General features: G+C 61.3%; 18 protein-coding genes. 9 read left to right on the plus strand and 9 right to left on the minus strand.

Going from position 1 to position 24,144, the window contains the following annotated elements:
• Positions 1-196 precede the first annotated feature (196 nt).
• On the minus strand, positions 197-1,114 hold the full coding sequence (locus tag M1R55_RS27230; protein ID WP_249396145.1) for an aldo/keto reductase family oxidoreductase: 918 nt from the start codon (positions 1,112-1,114) through the stop codon (positions 197-199).
• A gap of 867 nt (positions 1,115-1,981) precedes the next feature.
• Here M1R55_RS27230 and M1R55_RS27235 point away from each other — a divergent pair.
• Entirely contained in the window at positions 1,982-3,421 is a 1,440-nt protein-coding gene (locus tag M1R55_RS27235) for an endo alpha-1,4 polygalactosaminidase (RefSeq protein WP_249396146.1), read from the plus strand.
• Positions 3,422-3,627: 206 nt separating this feature from the next.
• Here M1R55_RS27235 and M1R55_RS27240 read toward each other — a convergent pair whose 3' ends face one another.
• From M1R55_RS27240 to M1R55_RS27275, 8 genes are all read right to left on the minus strand, one after another.
• Positions 3,628-4,515, minus strand: coding sequence for an endo alpha-1,4 polygalactosaminidase (locus M1R55_RS27240; RefSeq protein WP_249396147.1), 888 nt, complete (start codon positions 4,513-4,515; stop codon positions 3,628-3,630).
• Between the two features lies 1 nt (position 4,516).
• Complete coding sequence (locus M1R55_RS27245; protein WP_249396148.1) at positions 4,517-6,667, minus strand: hypothetical protein; 2,151 nt, start codon at positions 6,665-6,667, stop codon at positions 4,517-4,519.
• Positions 6,648-7,712 carry an NAD(P)-dependent oxidoreductase gene (locus tag M1R55_RS27250; protein WP_249396149.1) on the minus strand — a complete coding sequence of 355 codons (1,065 nt, stop codon included), beginning with the start codon at positions 7,710-7,712 and terminating at the stop codon, positions 6,648-6,650. Before M1R55_RS27250 ends, M1R55_RS27245 begins: the two co-directional genes overlap by 20 nt.
• A gap of 9 nt (positions 7,713-7,721) precedes the next feature.
• Positions 7,722-8,510 (minus strand): sugar phosphate nucleotidyltransferase, encoded by a 789-nt coding sequence (locus tag M1R55_RS27255; RefSeq protein ID WP_249396150.1) that lies wholly within the window; start codon positions 8,508-8,510, stop codon positions 7,722-7,724.
• Between the two features lie 97 nt (positions 8,511-8,607).
• On the minus strand, positions 8,608-9,603 hold the full coding sequence (locus M1R55_RS27260) for a GDP-mannose 4,6-dehydratase (protein ID WP_249396151.1): 996 nt from the start codon (positions 9,601-9,603) through the stop codon (positions 8,608-8,610).
• Positions 9,604-9,634: 31 nt separating this feature from the next.
• Entirely contained in the window at positions 9,635-11,185 is a 1,551-nt protein-coding gene (locus M1R55_RS27265) for a hypothetical protein (RefSeq protein WP_249396152.1), read from the minus strand.
• Positions 11,182-12,639, minus strand: coding sequence for a GT4 family glycosyltransferase PelF (gene pelF / locus M1R55_RS27270; protein WP_249396153.1), 1,458 nt, complete (start codon positions 12,637-12,639; stop codon positions 11,182-11,184). Before pelF ends, M1R55_RS27265 begins: the two co-directional genes overlap by 4 nt.
• Positions 12,640-12,728: 89 nt before the next feature.
• Positions 12,729-13,025, minus strand: a complete 297-nt coding sequence (locus tag M1R55_RS27275) for a hypothetical protein (RefSeq protein WP_249396154.1) — start codon at positions 13,023-13,025, stop codon at positions 12,729-12,731.
• 991 nt (positions 13,026-14,016) lie between these two features.
• On the opposite strand from M1R55_RS27275, the gene M1R55_RS27280 reads away from it, so the two are divergent.
• The 8 genes from M1R55_RS27280 (at position 14,017) to M1R55_RS27315 (ending at position 24,074) form a co-directional block, all read left to right on the plus strand.
• The gene (locus M1R55_RS27280; RefSeq protein ID WP_249396155.1) at positions 14,017-16,314 is read left to right on the plus strand and encodes a hypothetical protein; all 2,298 of its coding nucleotides are present in this window, start codon (positions 14,017-14,019) and stop codon (positions 16,312-16,314) included.
• A gap of 225 nt (positions 16,315-16,539) precedes the next feature.
• Positions 16,540-17,268, plus strand: a complete 729-nt coding sequence (locus tag M1R55_RS27285) for a hypothetical protein (protein WP_249396156.1) — start codon at positions 16,540-16,542, stop codon at positions 17,266-17,268.
• A 177-nt stretch (positions 17,269-17,445) separates the two neighbouring features.
• Entirely contained in the window at positions 17,446-18,447 is a 1,002-nt protein-coding gene (locus tag M1R55_RS27290) for an ATP-grasp domain-containing protein (RefSeq protein WP_249396157.1), read from the plus strand.
• Positions 18,444-19,562, plus strand: a complete 1,119-nt coding sequence (locus M1R55_RS27295) for a phosphoribosyltransferase domain-containing protein (RefSeq protein ID WP_249396158.1) — start codon at positions 18,444-18,446, stop codon at positions 19,560-19,562. Before M1R55_RS27290 ends, M1R55_RS27295 begins: the two co-directional genes overlap by 4 nt.
• Positions 19,559-20,338 (plus strand): HAD-IIB family hydrolase, encoded by a 780-nt coding sequence (locus M1R55_RS27300; RefSeq protein ID WP_249396159.1) that lies wholly within the window; start codon positions 19,559-19,561, stop codon positions 20,336-20,338. Before M1R55_RS27295 ends, M1R55_RS27300 begins: the two co-directional genes overlap by 4 nt.
• Before the next feature lie 169 nt (positions 20,339-20,507).
• Positions 20,508-21,581, plus strand: a complete 1,074-nt coding sequence (locus M1R55_RS27305; protein WP_249396160.1) for a cysteine protease StiP domain-containing protein — start codon at positions 20,508-20,510, stop codon at positions 21,579-21,581.
• A complete protein-coding gene (locus tag M1R55_RS27310) occupies positions 21,581-22,549 on the plus strand; it encodes an HpcH/HpaI aldolase/citrate lyase family protein (protein ID WP_249396161.1) in 969 nt (322 codons plus the stop codon). The genes M1R55_RS27305 and M1R55_RS27310 overlap by 1 nt, the downstream gene beginning before the upstream one ends.
• A 295-nt stretch (positions 22,550-22,844) precedes the next feature.
• The gene (locus M1R55_RS27315; protein WP_249396162.1) at positions 22,845-24,074 is read left to right on the plus strand and encodes a branched-chain amino acid ABC transporter substrate-binding protein; all 1,230 of its coding nucleotides are present in this window, start codon (positions 22,845-22,847) and stop codon (positions 24,072-24,074) included.
• Positions 24,075-24,144: the final 70 nt, after the last annotated feature.

Genomic DNA, 24,144 nt, shown 5'->3' on the forward strand with positions numbered 1-24,144 from the left:
GGAGCGGTTTGTCGCTCTGCTGGAAAGCCCCTTGGCCGAGGCCGCCGCGCCCAATCCTCCGGCCCGTGCCAGCCAGTCTTTGCTACTGAGAGAAGGCGCGACGGTAGTGGCTCATATCACTGAACACCCAAACGCCGCCCAGCAAGCGCAGGCAGTAGCACGGGCGCTGTTGGACGGCAAAGAAAGAGAATGAAAATCAGGGCAAGACGTTTCCGGCGGCCAGCAAAATTCCGTACCACTCCTCACGGGTCAGATGAATCTCGCTGGCTTTGCAGCAGTCTTTGAGGCGCTGAAGGTTCATGGTGCCTGTCACGGGCTGCATCTTGGCCGGGTGGCGCAACAGCCAAGCCATCGCAATCGTTGTGTTGCCGACGCTATATTTGGCTGCGATCTCGTCAATTTTGGCATTCAGCTCGGGGAATTTGGCGTTGTCGAGGAATACGCCTTCAAAGAAACCGAACTGGAAGGGCGACCAAGGCTGGACGGTGATGTCGTTCAGGCGGCAATAGTCCAGCACGCCACCGTCACGGTTAACCGCTGCGTCGTTTTCCATGTTCACGTTAAATCCACTCGTAATCATGGTGGCGTTGGTAATGCTCAGTTGCAGTTGATTGGCGACGATGGGCTGCTTGACGTACTTTTTCAGCAGATCAATTTGGCGCGGATGCTGATTGGATACGCCGAAATGACGCACTTTGCCCGACGTTTCGAGTGTGTCGAAGGCGGCGGCCACTTCTTCGGGTTCCACGAGGGCGTCGGGGCGATGCAGCAGCAGAATATCGATGTACTCGGTGTTCAGGCGCTTCAGGATGCCGTCTACCGAAGACAGAATGTGTTCTTTGGAAAAGTCGAACATGCCAGGGCGAATGCCGCATTTTGACTGCAAAATGATTTTTTCGCGCACGCTGGGGCTCATGCCGATGGCCTCCGCAAAAATCTCCTCGCAGCTCCCTTTCCCGTAAATATCGGCGTGATCGAAGAAATTTGCGCCTTCATCCAGCGCCGTCTGCACAAACCGCGCTGCGTCCTGCTTTTCCAACGAATTGATCCGCATACAGCCCACGGACACCACAGGCACATCTAGGTCACTGCTGCCAAGTTTGATGGTTCGCATAGTCACTGTCCTCCTCAGAACTGGTGGGCAGAGCGGCAGAGCCAACACTGGCTGTGCTTCTGCACTGTCCACACGACATTCTCCAGACTCTCATACCAACGGGCACGGTGCCGCCCAGATAAAAGATTGCTCATGGCCTGGCCCCGCTGCAGGCCCACCAGCGAGCAGGTGCAGGCGGATATAGATACCACGCAAGAAACCAGACTCGGTTGGCTGGCGTAGGTTGCCATTCACGAGAAAGGATTTCTGAACACAACTTAATTTTTACTTCATGAAGAGCGCTCATTTGTTCTGACCGAGCAGGAGGGAGGCACGGGCAAGTGAATGAGCAACTCAGATCGGCGGCAAGCCGACCACCTCCAAATGTCTGAACCGATTCAGTTTGGCTCATGTTTTTCTGGGAAGTTTTGCTCATTTCACCAGATAGATTCGCAGACTCCCTGGGCTAAAGCTGGCTTTTTTCAGGCGCTCTGCTTAGCAGTGGCATCAAGTCATGATCACAGCGGATTTTTTTATTAATACGGGCACGTAATCCCCGATTTCCTCCCTCCCTAGTCAAAGGGCCTAAATCTTCATTAATAACCTTCGTTAGTTATGCCACTTCTAGACGAGTGTGAAAAGAATAGTTGGTCGCCATCAATAGTCCTATTTTTTTAAATTGCCAGGGTGATACAAATACACCGCTATTTCTCATATTCCTGTAAACTTGTATTCATAATCGAATTGGTTGATCTGACACTTTTCTTACATGTGAACAATCTCCACCCTTTACACAAACCTCTCAAGGTGGTAGGAACGAGAGAATTCTAATAGGCCATGTCGATTTTTCGTTATTTCTCTAATTGAACGACCTATAGCCTAACGCCCATGAGCCTTATTCAAACGTTTAAGTCCCGCCACACTCCTCTGATGCTGTTGGTCACCGCCTCGTTGATGAGTGCGTGCGGAACCTCCGTCCGTTCCCCCAGCAACCCGATGACAACTGCCACTGGCGCACATTTTGAGGCGGAGCAGGCCAGCGTAGAACGCGCAGCCCAGTTGTCGGGCGAACAACGTCAGCCCCTCACCATTGTTCAGCCGGGCACGCTGCGCGACGCCGAAATTATCGATGATCCAGCGGCGAGCGGCGGGCAGTCGGTGGGGCTGTACAGCACCGGCAGCAGCGTGCGCTTTACCGTGCCCAGCGCGACAAAAGCAAGCACATACCTGATTCGTATCAAGGCGCTGGCCGAGGCCTATCAGGGCAATCCGGTGGTCGCGTTGCGCCGAAGTGGGCAGGAGTTGGCGCGGCTCGAAATCAAGTCGTCCACTTACGCCACCGTCGCATTTGGCAACTTTAATATCGCCCCCGGCGACCGCCTCAGCGTGGTGTTTCTGAACGGCGAGCGTACATGGAACCGGGGAACGTTGGTGGACGAATTGCTGATCGACCCGGTGACGGCGACCACGACCCCCACGCCTGCTCCCGTTGCACCAGCCCCAGTTGCGCCTGCTCCCATTGCACCAGCCCCAGTTCCAACGCCAACGCCAGCCCCAGCTACAGGCATCAAGTTGCCTCCCGCAGGCATCGTGTCCTGGGATTGGCAAATTGGCGCGGGTGAAGATTCAAGTATCACTGTGCCTTCCGGCGTGAAATTACTGGACATAGACGGCTTCGGTACTTCGGCGGCCAAGGTCGCGCAACTGAACGCGCAGGGCGTGTACACCGTCTGCTATCTGGATGTCGGCAGCTATGAACCGGGCCGGCCTGACTCGGATCAGTACCCCAGCTACCTGAAGATTCAGCAAGACCCCGATTGGCCCTCCGAATACTTTCTGGACGTGACAGACGTATTCAAGCCCAATTCGGTGCTGGCCGTCATCCTCAAGAATCGCTTCAAGATGTGCAAGGACAAGGGCTTTGCGGCCATTGAGCCTGACAACTTGCAAAACGATGAAAACGTCAGCGGCGGCAAGATCACGACCCAGCAGCAAATCGACTTCAACGGCTGGGTCGCGGATCAGGCGCACGCTTTTGGGCTGGCAGTCTTCCAGAAGAACGGCCCCGACAAGATTTTGCTCAGAGACCGGACGGGCAAAATGATGGTCGAAAAGTTTGACGGCATCTTGAACGAGCAGTGCCAGCAATACAGCGAATGCGCTCCGCTGGCCGAGTACGTGAAACGCGGCAAATTGGCCCTGAACACAGAATACAAGCTGGCTCCCGACTGCAATCTGTCGACCAGTCTGAAGATCAATACGATTCGCAAAGACCTGAATTTAGCAGGCGGCACGATGTCGGGCTACAGGCGCGAAAGCTGCAACTGATACAAAGTTGCGATGATTTGTGAAAATTAACCGATTGGTGAAGCTGCGCACGTATTGATCAGCAGGGCCGGATGTTCGGGAATCAGGGCCAGTCCCTAGGGTGCCAACCCCAAACAAAAGATGCGTTCCAGACGGACTGACCGAGTCCACTGGGCGCATCTTCTTGTGAGGCAGAATCTTCGCTTAAAACGTTCTTCCCACTTCTGCTAGGGACTGAGGCCTTTCTGGCGGTGGGCTTCGGTGGCGGCCCCAGCGCGCTTGGGCGGCGGCGCATAGCCAGTGGGCAAAGACAACTCCCGGTTGCTGACAAAAGTGGAGAGGCCGAAACTGGCGGCCCGCCGCAGCGCGAATCTCCGCAGTTGAGGCGTATCGGCGTAATCTAGGGCGTACACCTCTAGCCCCTGTCGCCGCACCTGCTCTACGAGTTGCGCGGTGTACTCGAGTTCCGGTTTGGTGTAGGCCCGGTAACCTGCCGGCCCAGCGTTAGTCTGTCCCACGCTAGCTTGCCCGACACTGGACTGCTCCACACTGGACTGCCAGGTGGTCGAGAAAGCTTCGATCAGCACGCCGTTCACGGTTCCGCGCAGGCGGTGAAGCAACCCGATGCCCCGGTTGATCAGGAGGTATTTGGGGCCAGCCCACTGGCGCACCAACCTCACCAGTTTCAGCATGGCCCGCAGTTGGCGGGAATCTTGGGGGGCAGAGTCGACGGTATCTAAAAAGAAGCCACTGAACACCGCTTTATCTCGCAACACTTGCGCCTGAACCCGCGCCCGCCATTCGGGGTGGCTGGCATTTACCAGCCGCGTGTCCCAGATGGTCGGGGGGGCAGCGGTCAGCCAGTCTTGCGGTTGGCCGCTGCCGTCTTCTCCGAGGCTCAGGTAGGCCAACACCTGCACCCCGCGCTGCCGCAACCAGGTCACCTGAGCGGCGTTAAAGTGGCCCGGCTGCACCACCACCCGCTGATAGCGCGTCAGCAGCGGCAAGGCGTCTTGGCCGTAGTACAGGGCCAAAGCAGAGCGGGATCGGCTGCGTTCGCCGGGTTCGGTGCTGGGCAGCGTCGGCGGCGTCAATGTGCGCGTCAGGCGTGCCATGTCAGGGCAGGACTGCCGTAACGAGTTGTCCTGCCCCCAGTGCAAAGGTAGTGATGGTGTGGCCGCCGTAAACCTCGCTGCTGCCGAGGCTGCCCGCCGCCCCGGTTACGAAGCCCTCGCCGCCCGACGCCGACTGCACCGTCAAGGTTTTGGCCGCCCGGTTCCATGTGCCGCTCATGCCGCTCTTCATGTAAGAGGTTCGGGCCTCTATGTACGCGCCGAGGCTGTCCCAGCGCAAAGTTTTCAGGGGCAGCGTACTGTATTTGGAGTATTTGGTCAGCAGCGCAGATTCCCAGTCCGAGGCGAGGCTGCGGCCTGTGGTGTGCTGGCGCAGATTGCCCTGATGCATGTAGTGCGGGTAGGCGCTGCCGCTGAGGACGTGACCGAGGGCCAGATCGGTTTCTTTGTCGAGGTACTGGTTGTAGGTGAGGTCTGTTGGCCAGTAGGGAGCCGTTCCCGTGGGGCCGTACACGCCGTTATAGGCCGTGACTGCCTGCGTGGGCGTGGTCACATGATAAAAAACATTGGTCGGCCAGCGCGGAATCAGGAAGATGTTGGGATTCAGCGGGTGCACGAGGCCGCAGTTGATGCAGCCCGCATCCCACTGGCTGGACACCGAGCGGTTAGAAGACAGGTAGCGTGTGCCCGTATTCTGGGCCGCCGACAGGAAACTGGCATTGGACTTGAGCAGGCCGAAATCTGTTTTGGGGCCTTCACCCGCCGGGTTGTAGTAGCCCAGCCCCGACATGTCGCCCGTGACCAGACTTTTGGTGCTGATATTCAGGCCGAGTTGCGCCCCGATGGTCAGGTTGGGCTGCAACTGGGCAAACGAATCGCTGTAATTCAGAAAATCCATGTACAGGTGATCGCGGGTATGGCTGACCCAATCGAAACTGTTGGCGAGGCAGCGCGACATGCTGCTCAGGCGGTCGGGGCTGACGGCGTTGGTGGCGCAACTGAGCGGCGCGGCGGTATTGGCTCCGCCCCCGTTGTACACGATGGCAAACTTGAATTCTGAAGAAACGGGGTACCGCTGGCGCAACGAGGTTTGCTGCGCCGACAACGACAGGGCGTCGCTGGCCGAGATGCGGAAGGCGTCCGGCTTGATGGTTTTGGTGGTGGCGTTGTACAGGTCGCCGGGCAAGAACCAGTCGTCGATGTCCAGTTGATTGAAGCGGCGGTATTCGCCCAGATGCACGCCTTTGGTCAGCCACTTGACGAGGCTGTAGCCCAACAATTCGGAGTGCAGCAAATTGGGATTCTGGGCAAACGTGAGCGCCAACCGTTCGCGCCCGGCGGTGTCCGAGCGGGCCGCCAGCACCCGCCCACCTGCATCGGTGAACAGCGGGGTGGTGGTGACGCCGGGTACGGCAGCCACAGTCGCCGGATAGTTGTAGGCGTACTGAATAGGCAGGGTCACGCCGGGCCGCAAGTCGGTAAACACACCGCTGCCTGCCGCCGTGAGCTTGGGATTGGCGGTGGCCGACGCTAGCCCCGCGTCACGCAGGCCGTACTCTTCGGGCCAGGAACTGGGATAGGTGTACAGCGACACCTGCCGCACCTTGTAGTCTTGCTCGTATTGCCACAACAGATTCCAGCCTGCCCAGTCCAGCGCACTTTGCCACACGCCCGGACTGGCCTCATACGCCAGGTTTCCGGTGGTCAGAATCACACCCTGATACTTGCCCGTGCCGTCCTCGGCCACCAGCGTTTGGGCAGTAAAGCTGCCGGACACACTGGGATTGATCACGTCGTAGGGCACGCCCGCCTGCGCCAACATGGTCGTCGCGGCGCTCTGGGTGCCGTCATAGGCATTGGCACTCAGTACCAGCACTTTCAGGGCCACCACATTGGTATTGGGCGTCATACTCAGCGTTTGCAGCGGCAACCGGGGCTTGGCTCCGCGAAGTTCACGCAGCGGCGCGACATTGTGGGCGTCGGGACGGGCAGGCGGGGCCAGCACCGGGGCATGCAGGTGGTTTTGCAGATGGCCGAAATCGTCACTGTGGTCTTCGGCAACCACTTGATCCGTCTGCTCCTGCGCGGTCTTGTTGCCCTGCCCACACCCGCCCAGCACCAACAGTCCCGCCACCGTCAGGAGCGCCTGAGCCGCCGTTTTATACCCCAACTGTTTAGACGCGGCTTTGTTCATGGACAGACTCCTTTGATGCGGATGAGGAGGATGCAGCAGCAGTGGACACAGCTGAGAGGTGGCTGACCGGAACCGCGCCCGGTGCATCCCAGTCCAGGAGTGAGGGGTGATTCCACAGGTCGTGCAGGGCATCCTCGAAGGTGTAATGCGGAGACCAGCCCAGCGCACCCAACCGCGCAATATCGGCCCGCTGACACTGCACTGTATCGGAGCGCGGGGAACTGGGGGCCGTTTCGGTAATGCGGCCCACAAATCCGGCCAAGTCCGCCAATCCAGTGACCACGTCGCAGGAGGGACGGGCCTGCCCAGAACCTACGTTCAGCACCGCAGGCAAAGGAAAAGCTGGGGGCAGGGACTCCTCTGACCGCTGGCCCATGCGGGCGGCGAACACAGCAGCGCGGGCCACGTCGCGTACGTCCACATAATCGCGTCGGCTCGCCAGGTCGCCAAAACTGACGGTGTCGCTGCGCTGCCGGACAGCTTCGCGCAGCACACTGGCCGCATGTCCGGGGAGGGTGGCCCCGCTCTGGCCCGCGCCCACCGGATTAAACACCCGCAGCACCACACCCCGCGCCGTGTCCCAGTGCAGGGCTTCCAGAATCAGTTGCGTGGCGGCCAGTTTTCCCACTCCATAAGGGCCAACGGGGTGGCACGGCATGTCTTCGCTGACCGGACGATCGGGCGCGGTAACGCCGTACTCTGCCGCCGAACCCACATGCACCAGCCAGGGCCGCAGTTGCAGGCGGTTCAGGCTGGAAAGCAGCCCGGACACAATCAACATATTGCCGTCGAACAATTCTTGGGGGGAACCGGACACCCGGCCAGCAGCATTGATAACGATGTCTGGGCGGGCTGCCGCGATCAGGGAGTCCCACGCCGAGGGAGTGGCCTGCACCAGATCCAGTTGGGCGCGGGGCGGCCCCACGATGGTGAGCAGGTCAGGCTGTTGCCGCAGTCTCCGCCCGATGTGCAGGCCGAGAAAACCGCCGCCGCCGAGCAGTAACACACGGGTCAGGCGCGAGTTTAGGGAGGGAAGGGATGGCATACATCCGGCCTAGTTGCTGGGCTGCAAGGCCCGCAGGTCGGCAGCTTCGGGCCGTTCGCCCAGACCAAAGCCCGGCAAGTCCGACGCGAACCCCGGCATCAGCTGAGGCAGGCGCGAACTGAACTCGGCGTTGGCGCGGTCATAGTCTTCGGGGCGGCCAATATCGAGCCAGTAGCCGTTGAACGCAAAGCTGGCAGGATGCTGGTCGCGGGCCAGCAAGTCGAGTACCAGATCATCGAAGCCGAAGGGCTGGCCGGGCGTGTAGGTGGTGAGCGTGCTGCGCGAAAACCCGTAGATGCCCATGCTGACCATGAAATCGAAGACGGGCTTTTCACGGAACTTGATGATCTCGCCCTCCTGAATGTCCAGCACGCCAAATTCACTGCGAACTTCGCGGGCATAGGTCGCCACTGTCACGGGCGCGGCAGAGGCGCTGTGTTGGCGCAGCAGCTTGCCGTAATCGAGGTCGGTCAGGACGTCGCCGTTCATGACCAGAAAGTGTTCGGGCAGGGTATGGAGTGCGCCCAACAGCGGCCCAATGGTACCCAGGGGCGACGTTTCTTGCAGGTAGTTCACGTTCAGGCCCCAGCGCCCGCCGTCGCCGACAAAGGCCCGGATCAGCGGCCCCATGTGCCCAATCGCCAGCGTAACCCGCCGGAATCCGAAGTGAGACAGCTGGTGCAGCACGATTTCCAGGATGGAAAAGCGGTCACCGATGGGCACGAGCGGCTTGGGCACGCAGGTGGTGTAGGGAAGAAGCCGGGTACCTTTGCCGCCTGCAAGAATGACTGCGTGCATGGTGGTTCTCCTTTTTGAGGGATGAGAGGTGAGGGTTGTGGGGGAATCCCCCCCTTGCTTTGCAACGCCCGCCTTGGAGGGGAGGACAAAAAACTTGCTACACCACGTACATTCCGGTTCTGTAGTGGGCCAGATTGCTGCCGTCCAAGAACCAGGTGCTGGTGCGTTCCAAGCCCGAACGCAGCGGGAATTCGGGCTGCCAGCCGGTGACGCGGCGCAGTTCTCCGCTGTTGCTCACGAGGCGCATGACCTCCGAGGCGTCGGGGCGCAGGCGCACGGCTTCCTGCTCTACTTCCACTTGGCGGCCCATCACGTCGGCAATGGCTCCGATCAGTTCGCCCACCGACACCTCGACTCCGGTTCCGGTATTGAAGGTGCGGCCCACCACGTCCGCAGCCTGTGCGTTGCCCACCGCGAGGAAGGAATTGGCTGTATCGGACACGTAATTAAAGTCGCGGGTGGGAGTCAGAGAACCGACTTTGACCACTGGAGCGCGGGCGGCGATTTGGCTGATGATGGTGGGGATGACGGCGCGGGCCGACTGGCGGGGGCCATAGGTATTGAAGGGCCGCAGCGTGACCACGGGCAGGCCGAAGCTGAGGAAGTAGCTTTCGGCCAACTTGTCGGCCCCCACCTTGGAAGCCGCGTAGGGCGACTGCGCCTGCAACGGGTGAGACTCGTGAATCGGCACCTCACGGGCCGTGCCGTACACCTCACTCGTGCTGGTGTGGATGATGCGCGGCGTGTGCAAATCGCGGGCGGCTTCCAGCACGTTTAGCGTACCCACCACGTTAGTCTGCACGTAAGAATGTGGAGCCTGATACGAGTACGGAATAGCGATCAGGGCGGCCAGATGGTAAACCACTTCGGCGCCCCGCATACACTCGCGCACCGACACCGGATCGCGCACATCGCCCATGACCACGTCCACCTGTTCCAGTACATCGGGCGGCAGCTGATCCAGCCAGCCCCACGAGTTGAACGAGTTGTACAGCACCATCGCCCGCACCCGCACGCCGCTTCTGACCAGGGCTTCGACCAGATGAGAGCCAATAAATCCTTCTGCACCGGTGACTGTCACGAGACTATTCATTGGAACTCCTTGAAGAACTGGGAGAGTGAAGTCAGCCGAGGTTGCGAATATCCATCAGCGCCAGCCACATCAGGGCCAGCAAGAGCGCCAGCACGCCGCCTGCGCTGAGGGTGTAGCTGCTCACAACATCTACGTGCGCCAGCAGCAAGGCCAGTTGTGCGGCTAGTGCCAACGCCCACGCGCCCAACACGCGGTTCAGCGCCCCAAAATTGATCAGCAGGCCGCTGAACAGCAACGCTGCAGCCACTTGCAGATGCCCCAGGATCAGCAACCACGACGGGCGCTGAAAACCGAATTCAGGGGCCAAGAGGCGGGCCAACACGTAGGCGAGAAACAACAGGGCGGTGTACTGCACGCCTACCTTCAGAACTTGCCACGCGCTGCTTCTGACGATGCTGCTGACTGTTCCAGTCGTGCCCGCCTTCTGTCTCAGGGCGGCGTGGATTCGGCGTACGCTCAGTTCCAGCACACCCATGCTCAGCACCAACGGCGCGAGGCTCCACGACAGGCCCAGCATTCCGGCAGACCCGTACTGGTCAGATGGGGACAAGGGATGCAGCAGTGCCAGTGACAGAAAACCGGCGCACAGCCAGCCATAACCCGCGTGAGGCAACGCCCGCCGCCATGCCGCCCGGCCCAATCTGCGGGGCGATGGAACCGCCACAGGGACGCCCCGCACCCGTGCCGCCGCTGCCTGCATCGCCCCGATCAGGGCAGGTTGGCTGCTATACAGGGCCGCCACCACGGGCAACCCCACCGCCAACGCCAGCACCACAGCGGCTTGTTGCGGGGCATTACTCTGCGCCAAGCCGCCAGAGAAGGCCGCTTGCAAGCCCAGCCATGTCAGGGCGGGGAGCAGGCTGATGACCAACAGAACTTCACTGCTGAGCACCAACAGAGCCGTAGCCGCCGCCAGATAGCAGGCGATACTGAGCCCCACGACGCCCACTTGCACGGGGTCTTGCCCCAGCGCCGCTGCTGCTGCCGCCGCCAGCACACCCGTCAGCGCCACTGCCCCAGCACCCGCCCAGCGCAGCATTCTGGCCGTTTCCGCCGGACTGGTCGCCAGGCCCAGATACCCCAGATAGGCCACGCTTTGCATCCAGCCCCAGCCAAAGAAGCTGGAGATGAGGAGGCCGAGGCCCGCGCCCTGAATGCTGCTGAGGCTGGTGCTTTGGCCTGCATCTCCACTGAGGCTCTGGCTTCCATTCCAACCCAGTGCCAAGACCGCAGGCGACCACACCGCCGGAAGCAGATAGATGACGCCGCGCAGCAGGTCGCGCCCGATGTGGCCGGGGCGCAACGTTGGTGAGGCGGAGCGGGCCAACGTGGGCGGGCGGTAGGGCACCAACTGAAACAGGCGTTCGGCGCAGGCAAACACGCTGAGATCGCCGTAGCGTTCCTGAATCAGTGTGTCGGTGTAACCCTCGGCTTCCAGAATGGCGGCCAATTCCTGCGGCTGGAGGGCGTGCAGGCAGTCTCGGTTCAGGTGGCGGGACAACACGGCCAAGGGGTCAGCGGAGCGGCGATCTGGGCCACGCCGAGCCGCAGTCGGAAGCGTTCGTAGCGGGGCCGAAGTCATCCTATCCACCGACCCGCGCTGCCCTGCAGCACCACATGCGGGTAAATATGGCGGTACACGTGCAGGAAACTGTCCAGCGTGAACTGAGACAGCACCCGCGTTCTGGCCGCCTGGCCGAGGGTCTTGCGGAGGCCCGCGTTGCTCAGCAACGTCAGGCTGGCCTGCGCCACTGCTCCATGATCCCGCGACGGCACGATCAGCCCAGTGCTGCCCAGCGCCTCGGTCACGCCGCCCACATCGGTGGCGACAGTCGCTTTGCCCGACGCCATCGCTTCGATCAGGGTGTAGGGAAAGCCCTCCGAGATGCTGGTCAGGGCCACCATATGCCCCGCGTGATAGGCGTCTACTACGTCGTCGATCCGGCCTTCAAAGGTCGCCGCTTCCTTCAGACCGAATTGATCGATCATGGCCTGACAATGCTGCGCGTAGCCCTCGTTGCCCTTCGGTACGGCCCCGAACATCCGTAATTTGGCGTCGGGCATGGCCTCACGCACCACGCCGAATGCCCGAATCAGCGTGCCCAAATCCTTCAGCGGATCAATGCGGCCCACCCAGCTGATGGTAGGCGCGTTAGGCTCCTCGGTATGAATGGGGAAGAAGGCGGGATTGATGCCGTTGTACACGGGACGAATCCGGTCTGGGTCGGCTCCATTCCTTACTTCCCAGCGTTCGTTGTAGTGCGATCCGGGTGTAATCAGGTCGGCCATCTGGTAGGCCGCTGAGGTCAACAGGCGGTAAAAACGCATCAGGAACGATTTGAAGGCGGGCGTGTGCTTACTGTGGCGCAGATCCAGAAAGCGTTCGCGCAGATAGATGCCGTGTTCGGTCAGCACGAACGGCGTGCCGTAAGCCCATTTGCAGGTAAAGGCCAGCAGCGGGCTGAGGCCGTTGGACGCCGCGTGACACACGTCTACTTCGGGCGGCGGGCAAGAGAGGGGCCGCAAAAAATGCTCCATCCACACGCTGGCCTGCAGGGCGTCGTCGAGGGTGGGCTGGAGGAGCAGGTCTTCCTGACGCTCCATCACAGCGGCGCTGCGCCCATACGTGCGCCACATCTGGTACAGCTGCACCGTGTTCCGGCGCGTCGTCAACGCCTGAGTCAGGTCTCCAAGTTGGGCGTACTCGAAGATTGTACGCAGGGCCGTCAAAAACAGCCCGGTGTCGTTGGTGCCGATGAATAAGCTGTACAGCAGTTGGGCATAAGCGCTGTCGAGCGCCTCCTGGTTGTGCCAGCCACGCCCGTTGCCGGGTTCCTGCTCCCAGAGCGGCACACTGACCAGCCGTTTCACGTTGGGCGGCAATTCCCAGCCGTCCTGGCTGATGCGCTGGCCGCTGATGGCGTAGACGTCGAAGGAATGCTCTGGCAAACCAGCAATCAATTGATCGCACCACACGCTCACGCCGCCCTGCATATGCGGGTACGTGCCTTCACACAGCAGCGCGATGTTGATCATTGAGGCCTCCAGGACGGGCGTGGTGCAGTGTGGGACAAAAGACCAGTGGGTGGAGGAAGACCAGGGCGGCTTTCCTGTGCTGCCCGCCGTTACGGATCGATTTCAAGGTGGGCATAGGCGCTTCTGGTCGGCCAGCTGAGATGTTCGCGGGCTTCGAGGTCATCCAGCCGCCGCGCCTGGGACTCGCAGAGCAGATGCAGCCGACGCAGTTCCTCGGCCAGTACCGCGACATTCGGTAACGTTGTTCCGGCGATTTGAACGCCAAACAGGGCAAAGTGTTTTTGCCCCACAGTGTGCGGGGAACCCAAAACGGTCTGGGAGCCTGAAACGGTTTGAGTAAAAACACTCTCGGGCTGGACTGCGTCCGTATACTTCCGGTCTGTCATCGCCGCTCTCCTTATGTCTTGATCGCCGTAAATATTGACCGTGATCTTCAAGCCACAGGTCGCCGGGCAGGTGCCTTGCGACACATGCCGGAAACCAAATCAGCAGATGAGAATTAAGCGCCAGGCGTTTAAACTGTCTGCCTTCATACCTTAGTTATGAGAACGGTCGAGGTGTGTTAAATCTGAAGGGATAGCATCAATGCCTCATCAAAGTATGGCTGGATTTCCAGATTTCTCATGCCGAGCAAATTGGGTCGGCAGCTACAGATGAGCCGTCTGTGAAAGGTTTTCTTTCTGAATTTATCGCCGCAATTGCCTACAAATTTCCGGTTTTGTTGATGCCCTTTTTTTGTAAGCAGCTTTCGCTTCTTTTGGGTCAGTACTTTTGAGCCGGAAAGGCCAGTGCCAGTTAATTGGGAAACTTGCCTGGGAATCCGGTGTTTACGGGGTAACGGCCACAAATTGAGCCTAAGAACGGCATAGTGCGTTAATAGGAACCAGTATTCAGCACAGTCGCGGTTCCTCTCCTGGTTTGCGCCCCTCTGTGATGGCGGCAAAAATGACACAAACAGCAAGTGGCCATGAAGATGAAGTCGATGAGGGGTTCTTAATCTCGATCCCTGGTCATTTGACCAGGGCCGAATTTAACGTTTAATTGACGTTAGAGACGTTCTGCCGCTGTTAACATGAGAAGCAGCCGAACTCCTCTCCCGCCTTTCCTCATGTTGTAAAGATTTGGCCCTGTTGAGTTTGTCCTGACCCTTTCTGTACCGAGCTGCCTTCTGGCTTGACGACCCATGTGTAGCGGCCTTGAGGCCACGCCCAGCCAGCCGACCAGGGCACGCCTATTGAAGCTGATCATGGTCTGATCATTGGGCAACCACTAGGGTCTGATGATCTGAGCTGAGTGTTCGGGTTTTGCTGGTTCTGAGGGCCCCCACCTTCCTTCGTTCAACCTTCCTTTGTCCAGAATTCGCTTGAGGGAGCCGAAATGTTGACCATCCATCTGCTTGGGCACAGTTACCTTGCCAAAGACGGCAAACCTGTTAATGCGTCGGTCAAGGCGGTGGCACTCCTGATCTACCTCACGCTGCAGCGCCGCCCGCAGCACCGCGAACACTTGGCCGAACTGATGTGGAATACCCCGGACGCCCTGCGGAATTTGCGAGTAGAACTGCACCGCCTGCGACACCTTGAGCTGGACTTGTTTCCGTCTCACCAACCGCTGCTCGAGGCCGCCTTGCCCACCGACCTCGACCGCTGGCTGCGCGAGGCCGATCATCTGCCCGATTCGCGCCTCGGCGAGTGGCTGTCGCAGGGCAGCGGGTTGCCGCTGAGTGGACTGGAAGACCTGGGTTCCACCGAATTCCGCGAGTGGGTCGACAGCCAGCGGTGGGTGATCAGTCAGGAGGTCGAGGCCGCCTTTTCGCGGGTGTATGCCCGTTCGGTGCAAAATGGGCGCCTGGCGGCGGCGGGCCTGATTCGGGCGCGGGCCGACCAACTGGGGATGCAGCTGCACATTACGCCTGCACCCAGCCGCACCACAGGCAGCGTGAAATTTGAGCGCACCGAACTGACCCGGCGATTCCGGCAGCTGCTGGAGCGCGCCAGAGAAACGCCGCAACTGGTGATCCTGAGTGGCCGCAGCAGCGAGGGCAAACGCGAACTGCTTCAGGGCGCGGTGGCGGGCAGCGATTGGCAAGCCCTTCAGATGCAGGCGTCGCCGCACCCGGAGTTGCAGCGGGCGGCCTTTTTGCACCAATTGATGCGCCTGCTGCCCCCCGAACGGCACGCCGAAGCCCACGCTCTACTGGCGCAACCCGGCCACCGCGAAGAAGATCTGGTGCGGGCATGGACGCTGGTGGCAGCCACCGGGAATCCGCTGGTGATCGCCATTCACGATATCGGACAGGCCACACCGTTTCTGACCACCAGCATGCAGTTCGCCATGAACTTACCCAGCAGCCTGATGCTGGTGCTGTCGCCGTCTTCGGCAGATGAGCAACACGCCCTGCGGGACGCACTGGGCACGGTAGACCGCTCACGGCTGCATCATCTGGAGTTGCCTGCGCTGGCGGTGCATGAAGTGATGGACGCCGTGAGCGAGCGCCAACAACTGCTGAGCGCCGACCAACGTCGCGCTTACGCCACCCGCGTGGTGCAGCAATCCGACGGCCTTGATCTGCATGCCCGCGCACTGATTGAGGCCGATCTGGACTTGCCCGGCACGCGCCTGCCGCTGCCCGCCGGGGTGCGCGACGCCCTGCTGGGGGAACTCGGCACACTGCCGCCCGCATTCCGGGGCGCACTGGCCCGCCTGAGCCTGATGTACGGCCCGCTGGATTCGGCGGTGGCCCGCGTACTGCTGGGATCAGACGCCCCGGCAGTGTTGGCTCAGGCCGCCGCGCTGGGCCTGCTGACCACCGCCGCACCCGAAGAAACAGTAAGGATGCCGGGGCTGGTGTATCAGGCGAGCGACCTGGAGGACGGCCTGTGCTTTGCCAGTGAACTCTTGCGGGTGGCACTGGCCGGAACCCTCAGCAGCAGCGAACGCCGGGAACTGCGGACGGTGCTGGCGGCGCACCATTTACCACTTCAGCCAGCGCTGGCACGGTACTACGCGGCGCGGGCAGGGCTAAACGACCTGGCGGCCCAGGCTGAAGCGGCTCAGGCTGACCTGGAGCGGGCCAGCGCTCAACTCGCAGCCCCAGTGAGCCACCCTGCTGCCCAAGTCTCGGCCTCGGCAGTGGCCCCGGCCCGCCGCGCCGCCGATCCCTGCCAGAACGAACCGGGGGACATGCCGCTCACACGCACCGAACGCCGCACCAGCAACGGCTACCGCGTCGCCACCGAGCGCGGCCAGCTTCAGATTCTCAGAAACGGGCTGTATGCCCAGCCGCCGCTGCTGCGCCTGCTGTGGCCTGCCGTACCTGCGGGCAACTGGGACATGGTGGCGCGCCTGGACGTACAAAACAGCGCCGCCGAACTGGAACGCACGGACTCTTCTTACGCCTTTGCCATTCGGGTCGGCGGCGGCCCCCAAGTCGTGTACACCCAACACGCCGCCTGCGAGCTGACACAGGGCCAGCACCTCGGCGCACAGGTGCCGTTGGGCTGCTGGTTCGCGCTGGCCGGAACCGGAGACGGCGGCCCGCTGGAACTGAGCGTGAAATCGCTGGACATCGCCCTGACCATTGCCGCGTGGCGCTGGAACGGCCTGACCGTGGTACCTCTGCAACAGGCAAACAGCACAGGGCAACTGGCGGGGCGGGCAGCAGTGGCAGGGTAAGCCAAACGAACGTGCGAGCTGCGTCCCCGTCCCAACACCTTATACCGCCCTTAAAGCATTTGTCCGAATTACAGCGTCACAAAAAAGACTCCTGACGCTTCCATTCTCCCAAATCCTTGCTGAAATTCACTCACTTCGTTCGGTCAAAACAAACAACTCTTTTGACAAATGCTCTAGTCCGTCCCACCCACTGCACCCCCCACCCAAACCGGGCAGAATCAGGACATGACCTCGCCCGCCCTAGACGCTGCCATTCAGAAGGGACGCAAACTGATTCACCTGTACCGCCGGGGCGTGGGCGGCGAGCGCCAGAATGCGGGACGTTTGCTGCTGGCGCACCTCCGGACGCACGACCTGACCCTGTACGACCTCGATCCCAGCCTACCCGTGTCTCAGGAGATGGCGGCGCTGGATTCTTGGCGCGAAACGGCCTCCCTGATGACCCGGTTGGGTACGACGGAGCAAGACGAAGTACTGACACAACTGGTAGACGCCGAGGATTTGACGGACGCCGAGTTGCTGAAACTGCTGGACGCCGTAGACCTGAACAAGTTGGCCGAGGTTCGCGCTGATGGCTGGGCCTACACGCACGACGCCGACCCGGAGCAGTATCGTCAGGCTGCCCGCACTATTCGGCCCGCCGACGTGCTGGCCCAATCCGGATCGTTGGCCCGCAGGATGCAGGACGCCACCGTTTCCGCGCACTTTCGCCTGACCCACCCTGAACGCCAGATTCGCGCCAGCGGCCCCGTGCAGCAACGCTTTGTGTTGGGGCTGGTGCGCGGCCTGACCGGACAGCCCGGCGAAGTGACCGAAACAGGCGTGCGGGCGTACTTGGATGTAGAACAGCTGTCGCGCCTGCGGGCACTGCTGTCTCAGTACGGCGGGCAGGCTGAAGAATCGGCTTTACGGGCCGCCGAAAATCTGGGGCGGGAATTGGGGCAGGCGGGGTAACCAACCGAACCTCCTTCCCAGCCTGACAAATTAAAGATAAATTAACGTGCATCACTGTCTGAACTCCTTGTTCCGGCACTGCCGATCATCCTTTCCCCTAACCCCAACGAGATGCCTATGACAACTGCCCGCCCCACCACTGCCCTGCCCAGAGTTCTATTCACCAAAAATTTCAGCGTGACTTCTGCGCAATTGACGGCGCTGGAAGGCGCTCCTTATGAAGTCTGGGCCAGCCACACCGACCCCGATCACGGGATGTTGGCCGCCGCGCCGTACACCTTTTTGGAACCTAAAGGGCTGCTGGGCGACGACTACGCCGCGTGGCTGCTGGCCGCCTGCACCGAACGGGGCATCGGAGTGGTGGTTCCCGGCAAGGAGCGCGAGCGGTTGGGGCACTGGCAACCCGCCTTTGCCGAGGCCGGAATTGCCCTGATCGTGCCCGCAGATGAGGCCACGCAGCGGCACCTGGAACGCAAAGACGAATTTTTGCGGGCTTGGGACACTGCTATTTTGCCCATTCCGCGGTGGACGACGTTTGAAGATTCCGCCAGCTTTGAAGACGGCTTGAAAGCACTCAAGTTAGACGGCGTGCGCCTGTGCGTCAAGCCTGCGCGGGGGATTTATGCCAGCGGGTTCCGGGTGCTGATGGAGCGGCCCGACCTGAATTCCTTTCTGAAGGGCGAGCTGTACCAGATGAGCGTGGCGGCGGCGCGGGAAATGTTTGCGAGTGGTGAATTGCCTACCATGCTGCTGATGCACACGCTGGAAGGCGCGGAACGCAGCATCGACTGTGTGGCGTGGCAGGGCCGCCTGATTCGCGCGGTGGTGCGCCGCAAAGGGGAGCATGGGCAGCGCCTGGAACACCGCCCCGACTTGGTGGCCGCCGCCCAGAAGATTGCCCAGACGTACAACCTCAGCGGCATCTTCAATTTTCAGACCAAAGACGACGGCTTGCGCGTGCCACACATGCTGGAAATCAATGCACGGGCATCAGGCGGCCTGCGCTACAGCATGGCAGCAGGCATCAATTTTCCGCGCCTGTTGCTGGATGCAGCCACAGGAACGCTGAACTGGAACACCCTCCCAGCCGTTCGCACGGGCCTCAGCGTGGCCGAGGACAAAGTGGTGCGCGTGATGGGCACGGCGGAATTGGCCGAACCTGAAGTGGAGTTAGGATGACGGTCAGCCCAGAGTTGAACATGCAAGAAGTCGTTTTGCCGAGTGGCACGCTGAAGCTGAGGCTAGAGGCGGCCACCGCGCCGCTGAACGACCTGCTGACCTACGCCGTGCGCCGCAACCCTAAACGCGGTTTCCTGTTCGTGAGCCGGGTGCTGGGCAAGCACATTCCGATTGCGCCGGACGTGGCGGCCCGCACTTACCGCACGCTGGTTGCTGCGTTGCCTCCCTTGCACGCGCCGCATTTCATCGGGCTGGCGGAAACGGCCACCGCGCTGGGCGAGGGTGTGTTTCGGGCGTGGTTGGAGGCGACTCCGGGCAAAACCGGCACGTTTCAGCACACCACGCGCTACCACACACAAGCTCCGCTGCTGCTGCGCTTCGATGAACCCCACTCGCACGCGCCCGCACACCTGGTCTACGATCCCGGCCCCGCAGCACGCGCCGCAACGGAATTGGTGCTGGTAGACGATGAACTGTCTACCGGAACAACCCTGCAAAACCTGGCCACCGCCTGGCTGGAACTGCATCCACACGTGTCACGGGTGGTCTTGGTCAGCCTGACCGACTGGTGCCCCCGCCGCCGCGAACTGGCCGAGTCGCTTGGTGTGCCTGTGGATTTCGTGAGTCTGACACGCGGCGAATTCTCGTTTGCACCCGATCTGACCTGGCAACCTGCCGCCCTGCCTGCGGTGGTGGGCAACGGAGCCGACAAAACGGCGTTGCTGTCTGCCCAGAGCGCCCGCTACGGCCACCTGACCGACTCACCCACGCTGAATACTCTGGGCCTCACCGTTCACCCCACAGACCGCGTGCTGGTGCTGGGAACCGGGGAATATCAGTATCCGGCGTTCGCTCTGGCACAGCAGATTGCGCCCAGGGTTGCCTCTTGCCTCTGGAACGCCACCACCCGCAGTCCAATTCTGCCGGGGCTAGCGATTCTGCACACCCTGACATTTGCCGACAACGTGTCAGACGGGATTTCCAACTACGTGTACAACGTAGACCCCGGCGCCTATAGCCGGATTCTGGTGGGCTATGAGGGCGCGTGTCTGCCCGATCCGGCGCTGATGGCGGCGCTGGGGCCACACGCGCAGGCCGTGAGGCTCAGCCCATGACCAGTCCACAAACGAACACTATCGTCGCTTTTGCCGATCTGGACGACACTTTATTTCAGACGCTCCGCAAGTTGCCGGGTGTTGACCCAGATACGCTGACGCCCGCCACCGTAAATACTCGCGGTGAGGTGCACTCGTTCTGCACGCCCGCACAGGCCGAACTCTTGCGGCGGCTGGCCTGCGGCGGCGTCACCGTGATTCCGGTCACCGGGCGCGATCTGGCGGCGATGGCCCGCGTGACCCTGCCGTTTACCTCCTGGCGAATCGTGGATCATGGCCTGACGCTGGTTGCGCCGGGCGGAGAAGTGGACGCGGAATGGGCCGGGCATGTGCGCGAACGGTTGCACGACTTGCAGGACGCTCTGACTGCCGCCACCGCCCACTTAGAGGCTTACGCTGCCCGCCTCGGCTGCCGCCTGACCCGCCATCATGCCCACGACCTGCCGTTTATGACCGTGCTGAAGCATCCCGATGCCCACGCTGAGGCGTTGGAAGAGCTGCAAGTGCGCTGGGAAGCCTTTTTGACAGATCAGGGAGTAGAGAGCCTGAAAATTATCGCCAACGCCAACAACGTCAGTGTGCTGCCGCGTTCGCTGGGCAAGCTGGAAGCCGTGCAGCACCTTCGCCAGCGGCACTTCCCCGACGCCGTGTTGACCCTTGGCCTGGGCGACAGCCTCAGCGACCTGGCCTTTATGAGTGCCTGCGATTTTGCGGTCACGCCCCCCAGAGGCCAAATCCTCCGGGCGGTGAATGCGGCCAACTTGCCTCAGCGGTAGCCTGTCAAATGATTTTCTAGATTCAAACGTTGCTGGGCTGACAAACTCACTTCAAAATCAATCAACCTCATCCATTCGCCCCACATGATTTGCCCGCATGCTGAATCGCTGCCACAGTTGCCTGGAGACGTTGCCCCATGACTATTCCCCATTCTCGATTGAAGCTTGCATGACGCCAAAACCTGACACCCTGTTGACCCCCTCCACTCTGGCCCATACGCTTCCCGCTGCCGACGCAGAGGTACATCTGCGGGCCGCTCAGCCCCACCTGGTCAGCGTGCAGGAGAAAGAAACCCTGCTGCGGGCGGGGGTGTCGTATGGCACGCTGCTGACGCCTGAGGGCGTGCCCACCGAGGTTCAGACGGCGGCCTACCGCGCAGCACTGATCCGCAACGGTGAGCGAGTGGGGGCGCTGTTGGCGAGCCTCACGGCAGAAATTCTGGCGACTTATTCGCAGCCTGTCCTAGTTTCGCTGGCCCGCGCCGGAACCCCGGTGGGCTGTGCCATGCGCCGTTTGGCCCGCCGCTGGGGGTCGGAGTTGCCGCACCACACGCTCAGTATCATTCGGGGCAGTGGCATAGATGGCGTGGCCCTGCAAGCGGTACGCCGCCAGCATCCACACGGGCAACTGATTTTTGTGGACGGCTGGACGGGCAAAGGCAGCATTTACGAAGCGCTAGTCGGCAGCCTGCCCGCCGATATCCCCACCCGCCTCGCCGTGCTGAGCGACCCGGCAGGCGTGGCCCTGCACGCCGCCACACACGACGATTTGCTGCTGCCCCACGCGGCGCTGAATGCCAGTGTGTGCGGACTCCTGAGCCGGACTTTTGTGACGGAAGAAGGCGGCCTACACGCGGCGCGGATAGAGGAACAGTTGCGCGGGCACGACCACACGGCAGAATATTTAGAGGCGCTGGACACGCTCACCACCCCATTCACGCTGGAATTTCACTTGCCTGTTGGCCCGCGCCCGCAGCGGCCTTACGATAGGGTCACTGCTTTGGCCGCCACGTTGGGCGTGACCGATCCGCATTTGGTCAAGCCGAGTGTGGGCGAGGCCACGCGGGTTTTTCTGCGCCGCCAGCCTGCACACCTGATGCTGCGGGAAGCAGAACATCCCGATACGCTGCACCTCCAAGCACTGGCAGAGGCCGCGCAGGTTCCCGTCAGCATTCACCCCACCTTGCCCTACCTCGCCGCTGCCTTGATTGCTGCTGCCCTGATCCACCCCGGAGGCTCCTGATGCCTGTGCTGATCCCTGTTTCAACCCTTGATCCGTGGGCATTGGGAGCCAGTTTGTATGCTCCGGCCACCCGTGACGACCTCGTGCAGCTCGGCACCGACAAATACCCGCACCTGAGCAGCCTGATCTACTGCACCGAGGACGCCGTGCGCGAGGAAGATGTGCCGCGTGCGCTGGCGAATCTGACCCTTGCCCTCCCCGATCTGCCCCCCATCGTCACTGCTCTCTCTGGCACGGGTGCATCCAGGACTGGCCCCCTGCGCCTGATCCGCGCCCGCAACCCGGAAGTGCTGGCGCAACTGCTGACACTGGATTTGCGCGGCATCAGCGGCTTCGTGCTGCCCAAAACGCACGACGGCAATCTGGCCTCCTACATGCGCCTGCTGAACCGTGAGGAACACGCGCACTTGTCGGTGCTGCTGACCTTGGAAACCCGCGAGGCGCTGAGTGAGCACCGCATGGCCTGCCTGCGCGACCTGATTTTTCAGGAAAGCTGGCAGCACCGGATCGCCTGCCTGCGTATTGGCGGCAACGACCTGATGCACGCGCTGGGAGTGCGCCGCACGCCGGGCCGCACTCTGTACGAAGGCCCGCTGGAACGGGTCATCAGCATGCTGATCGGCGTCTTCAAGCCCTACGGTTTTATGCTCTCCAGCCCCGTCTACGAGGTGTTTGAAGACCTGACGACGCTGGCCCGCGAGGTGCAGCAAGACCTTGAATATGGCCTGTCGGGCAAAACGATTATTCATCCGGTGCAGCTGAGTACCGTGCTGAACGGCTACCGCGTCACCGAGGGCGACCTGCAAGAAGCGCATGCGATTCTGGCCGAGGACGCGCCCGCCGTCTTTAAGATGAATGGCCGGATGTGCGAGCCTGCCACCCACAGCCGTTGGGCGCACGACATCCTGATTCGCGCCGAGCGCTACGGCACCCTCCCCCCCCTGCGGCATGAAGCCCTGCACTTTTAAAGATTACAGACTGACTCTAACTTTCTATTCCAAGATCTTCGGAGGTTCAAACACCCCCGGCTGTGGCATAGGCTGAGGCTCTCCTTGCTTGATACACGCCACGAATCGCGGCTTGACTGTTTTAGAGCCAAGTTGACTCAGATATCAGTTGGCAGCCGCAGGTTGAAATGAGGAAACAGAGGAGAACCAAGAGGCCACCACAGCGGTATAGACCGGGTGCAAAAGTTTGTGGAAAGTTCGTGATTGTGGGACGCAACTGTAAGAGGCGTGTGGGCGCTGCTGACTAGATTGGCGTATGCACCCTAATAAAACCCTATCCAAACCCATGTTGAGCGGCACATTCGTTCGTCATCTCTCGGTTGGCCTGATTTCCTCGGCTCTCCTGTTGGGCGGAGCGCAGGCCGCCACCATCAAGCTGGCAACCATCAGCCCGCTCAGTGGGAGCCTCACGGCCATCGGGTCAGAGGTCAAGCGCGGTGCAGAGTTGGCCGTGCAGGAGCAGGCCAAAGCATTCAAGGCGCTGGGGCACGATCTGGTCTTGGCACCGTTCGACGATCAGGCGTCGGCCACGTTGGGCACGCAAATTGCCGGAACAGTGCTGGCCGATAAAAACATCCTGGGCGTGGTGGGGGCACTGAATTCCAGCGTATCTAACGTGGTCGCTGCCGCTTTTGCGCCGGGCAAACTGGCCATGATTTCGCCTGCCAGCACCAACGACCAACTGACGCGCAACAACTGGATGCACTTTAGCCGCGTGGTGTCGGCTGACAGCGCACAGGGCGTGGCCGCTGCCAACTACATTGCCGACGAACTGAAAGCCACCAGCGTCTACGTTATTTCCGACAATACGGCCTATGGCAACGGCCTGACCAAAGTGCTCCTGACCAACCTGACCAAGCGCAAAGTAAAGGTGGCGGACTACACAGGCGCGTCTACTCCTGCCCAAATCGCCGAAGTGATTAAGAAAGTGAAGACCAGCAAAGCCAACGTGGTCTACTTTGGCGGCACCGACGACACAGGCGCGGCGCTGGTGAAGGGACTGCGTACCGCTGGTGTCAAGGCCACTTTTATGGGCGGCGACGGTCTGGATTCGCCCAGCTTTCTCAAGCGTGCCGGAATCGCGGGCGCAGGCGTGGTGTACACCACCGGCTTCGGCCCCGTCAGCGCCTTTTCCAACGCCCTGACCTTTACCAACAAGTATCAGGCTGCCTACGGAGCCAAGCCCAGCGGCGTGGCCGTCTACGCCTATGACGCCGCCAACGTGATGCTGGACGCCATGAAAAACGCCCTGAAGACGGTAGGAACCGTGCCTACGCGGGTGCAGGTGTCCGAAGCTGTCCGCAAGGTCAATCTGCCCGCCTGCTTCGACGGCGACACCTCAAGCTGCGTGACCATCACCGGCGCGGTGGGCTTTTCCAGCAGCGGAGAGCGGATGCGTTCGCGCCTGCTGATCATGAAGTTCGACAACTTGTTGCAGGCCCAGGTGGCTAAGATTCAAATCGTGAATGCAGAAAGCTTGAAGTAACCGATCCCAACTCACCGCGAACAGGGCCGACATGGAATCCGTGTCGGCCCTGTTCATTGACGCGGCCACC

This window comes from Deinococcus sp. QL22 (genome assembly GCF_023370075.1).
In the GTDB taxonomy this organism is placed as follows: domain Bacteria; phylum Deinococcota; class Deinococci; order Deinococcales; family Deinococcaceae; genus Deinococcus.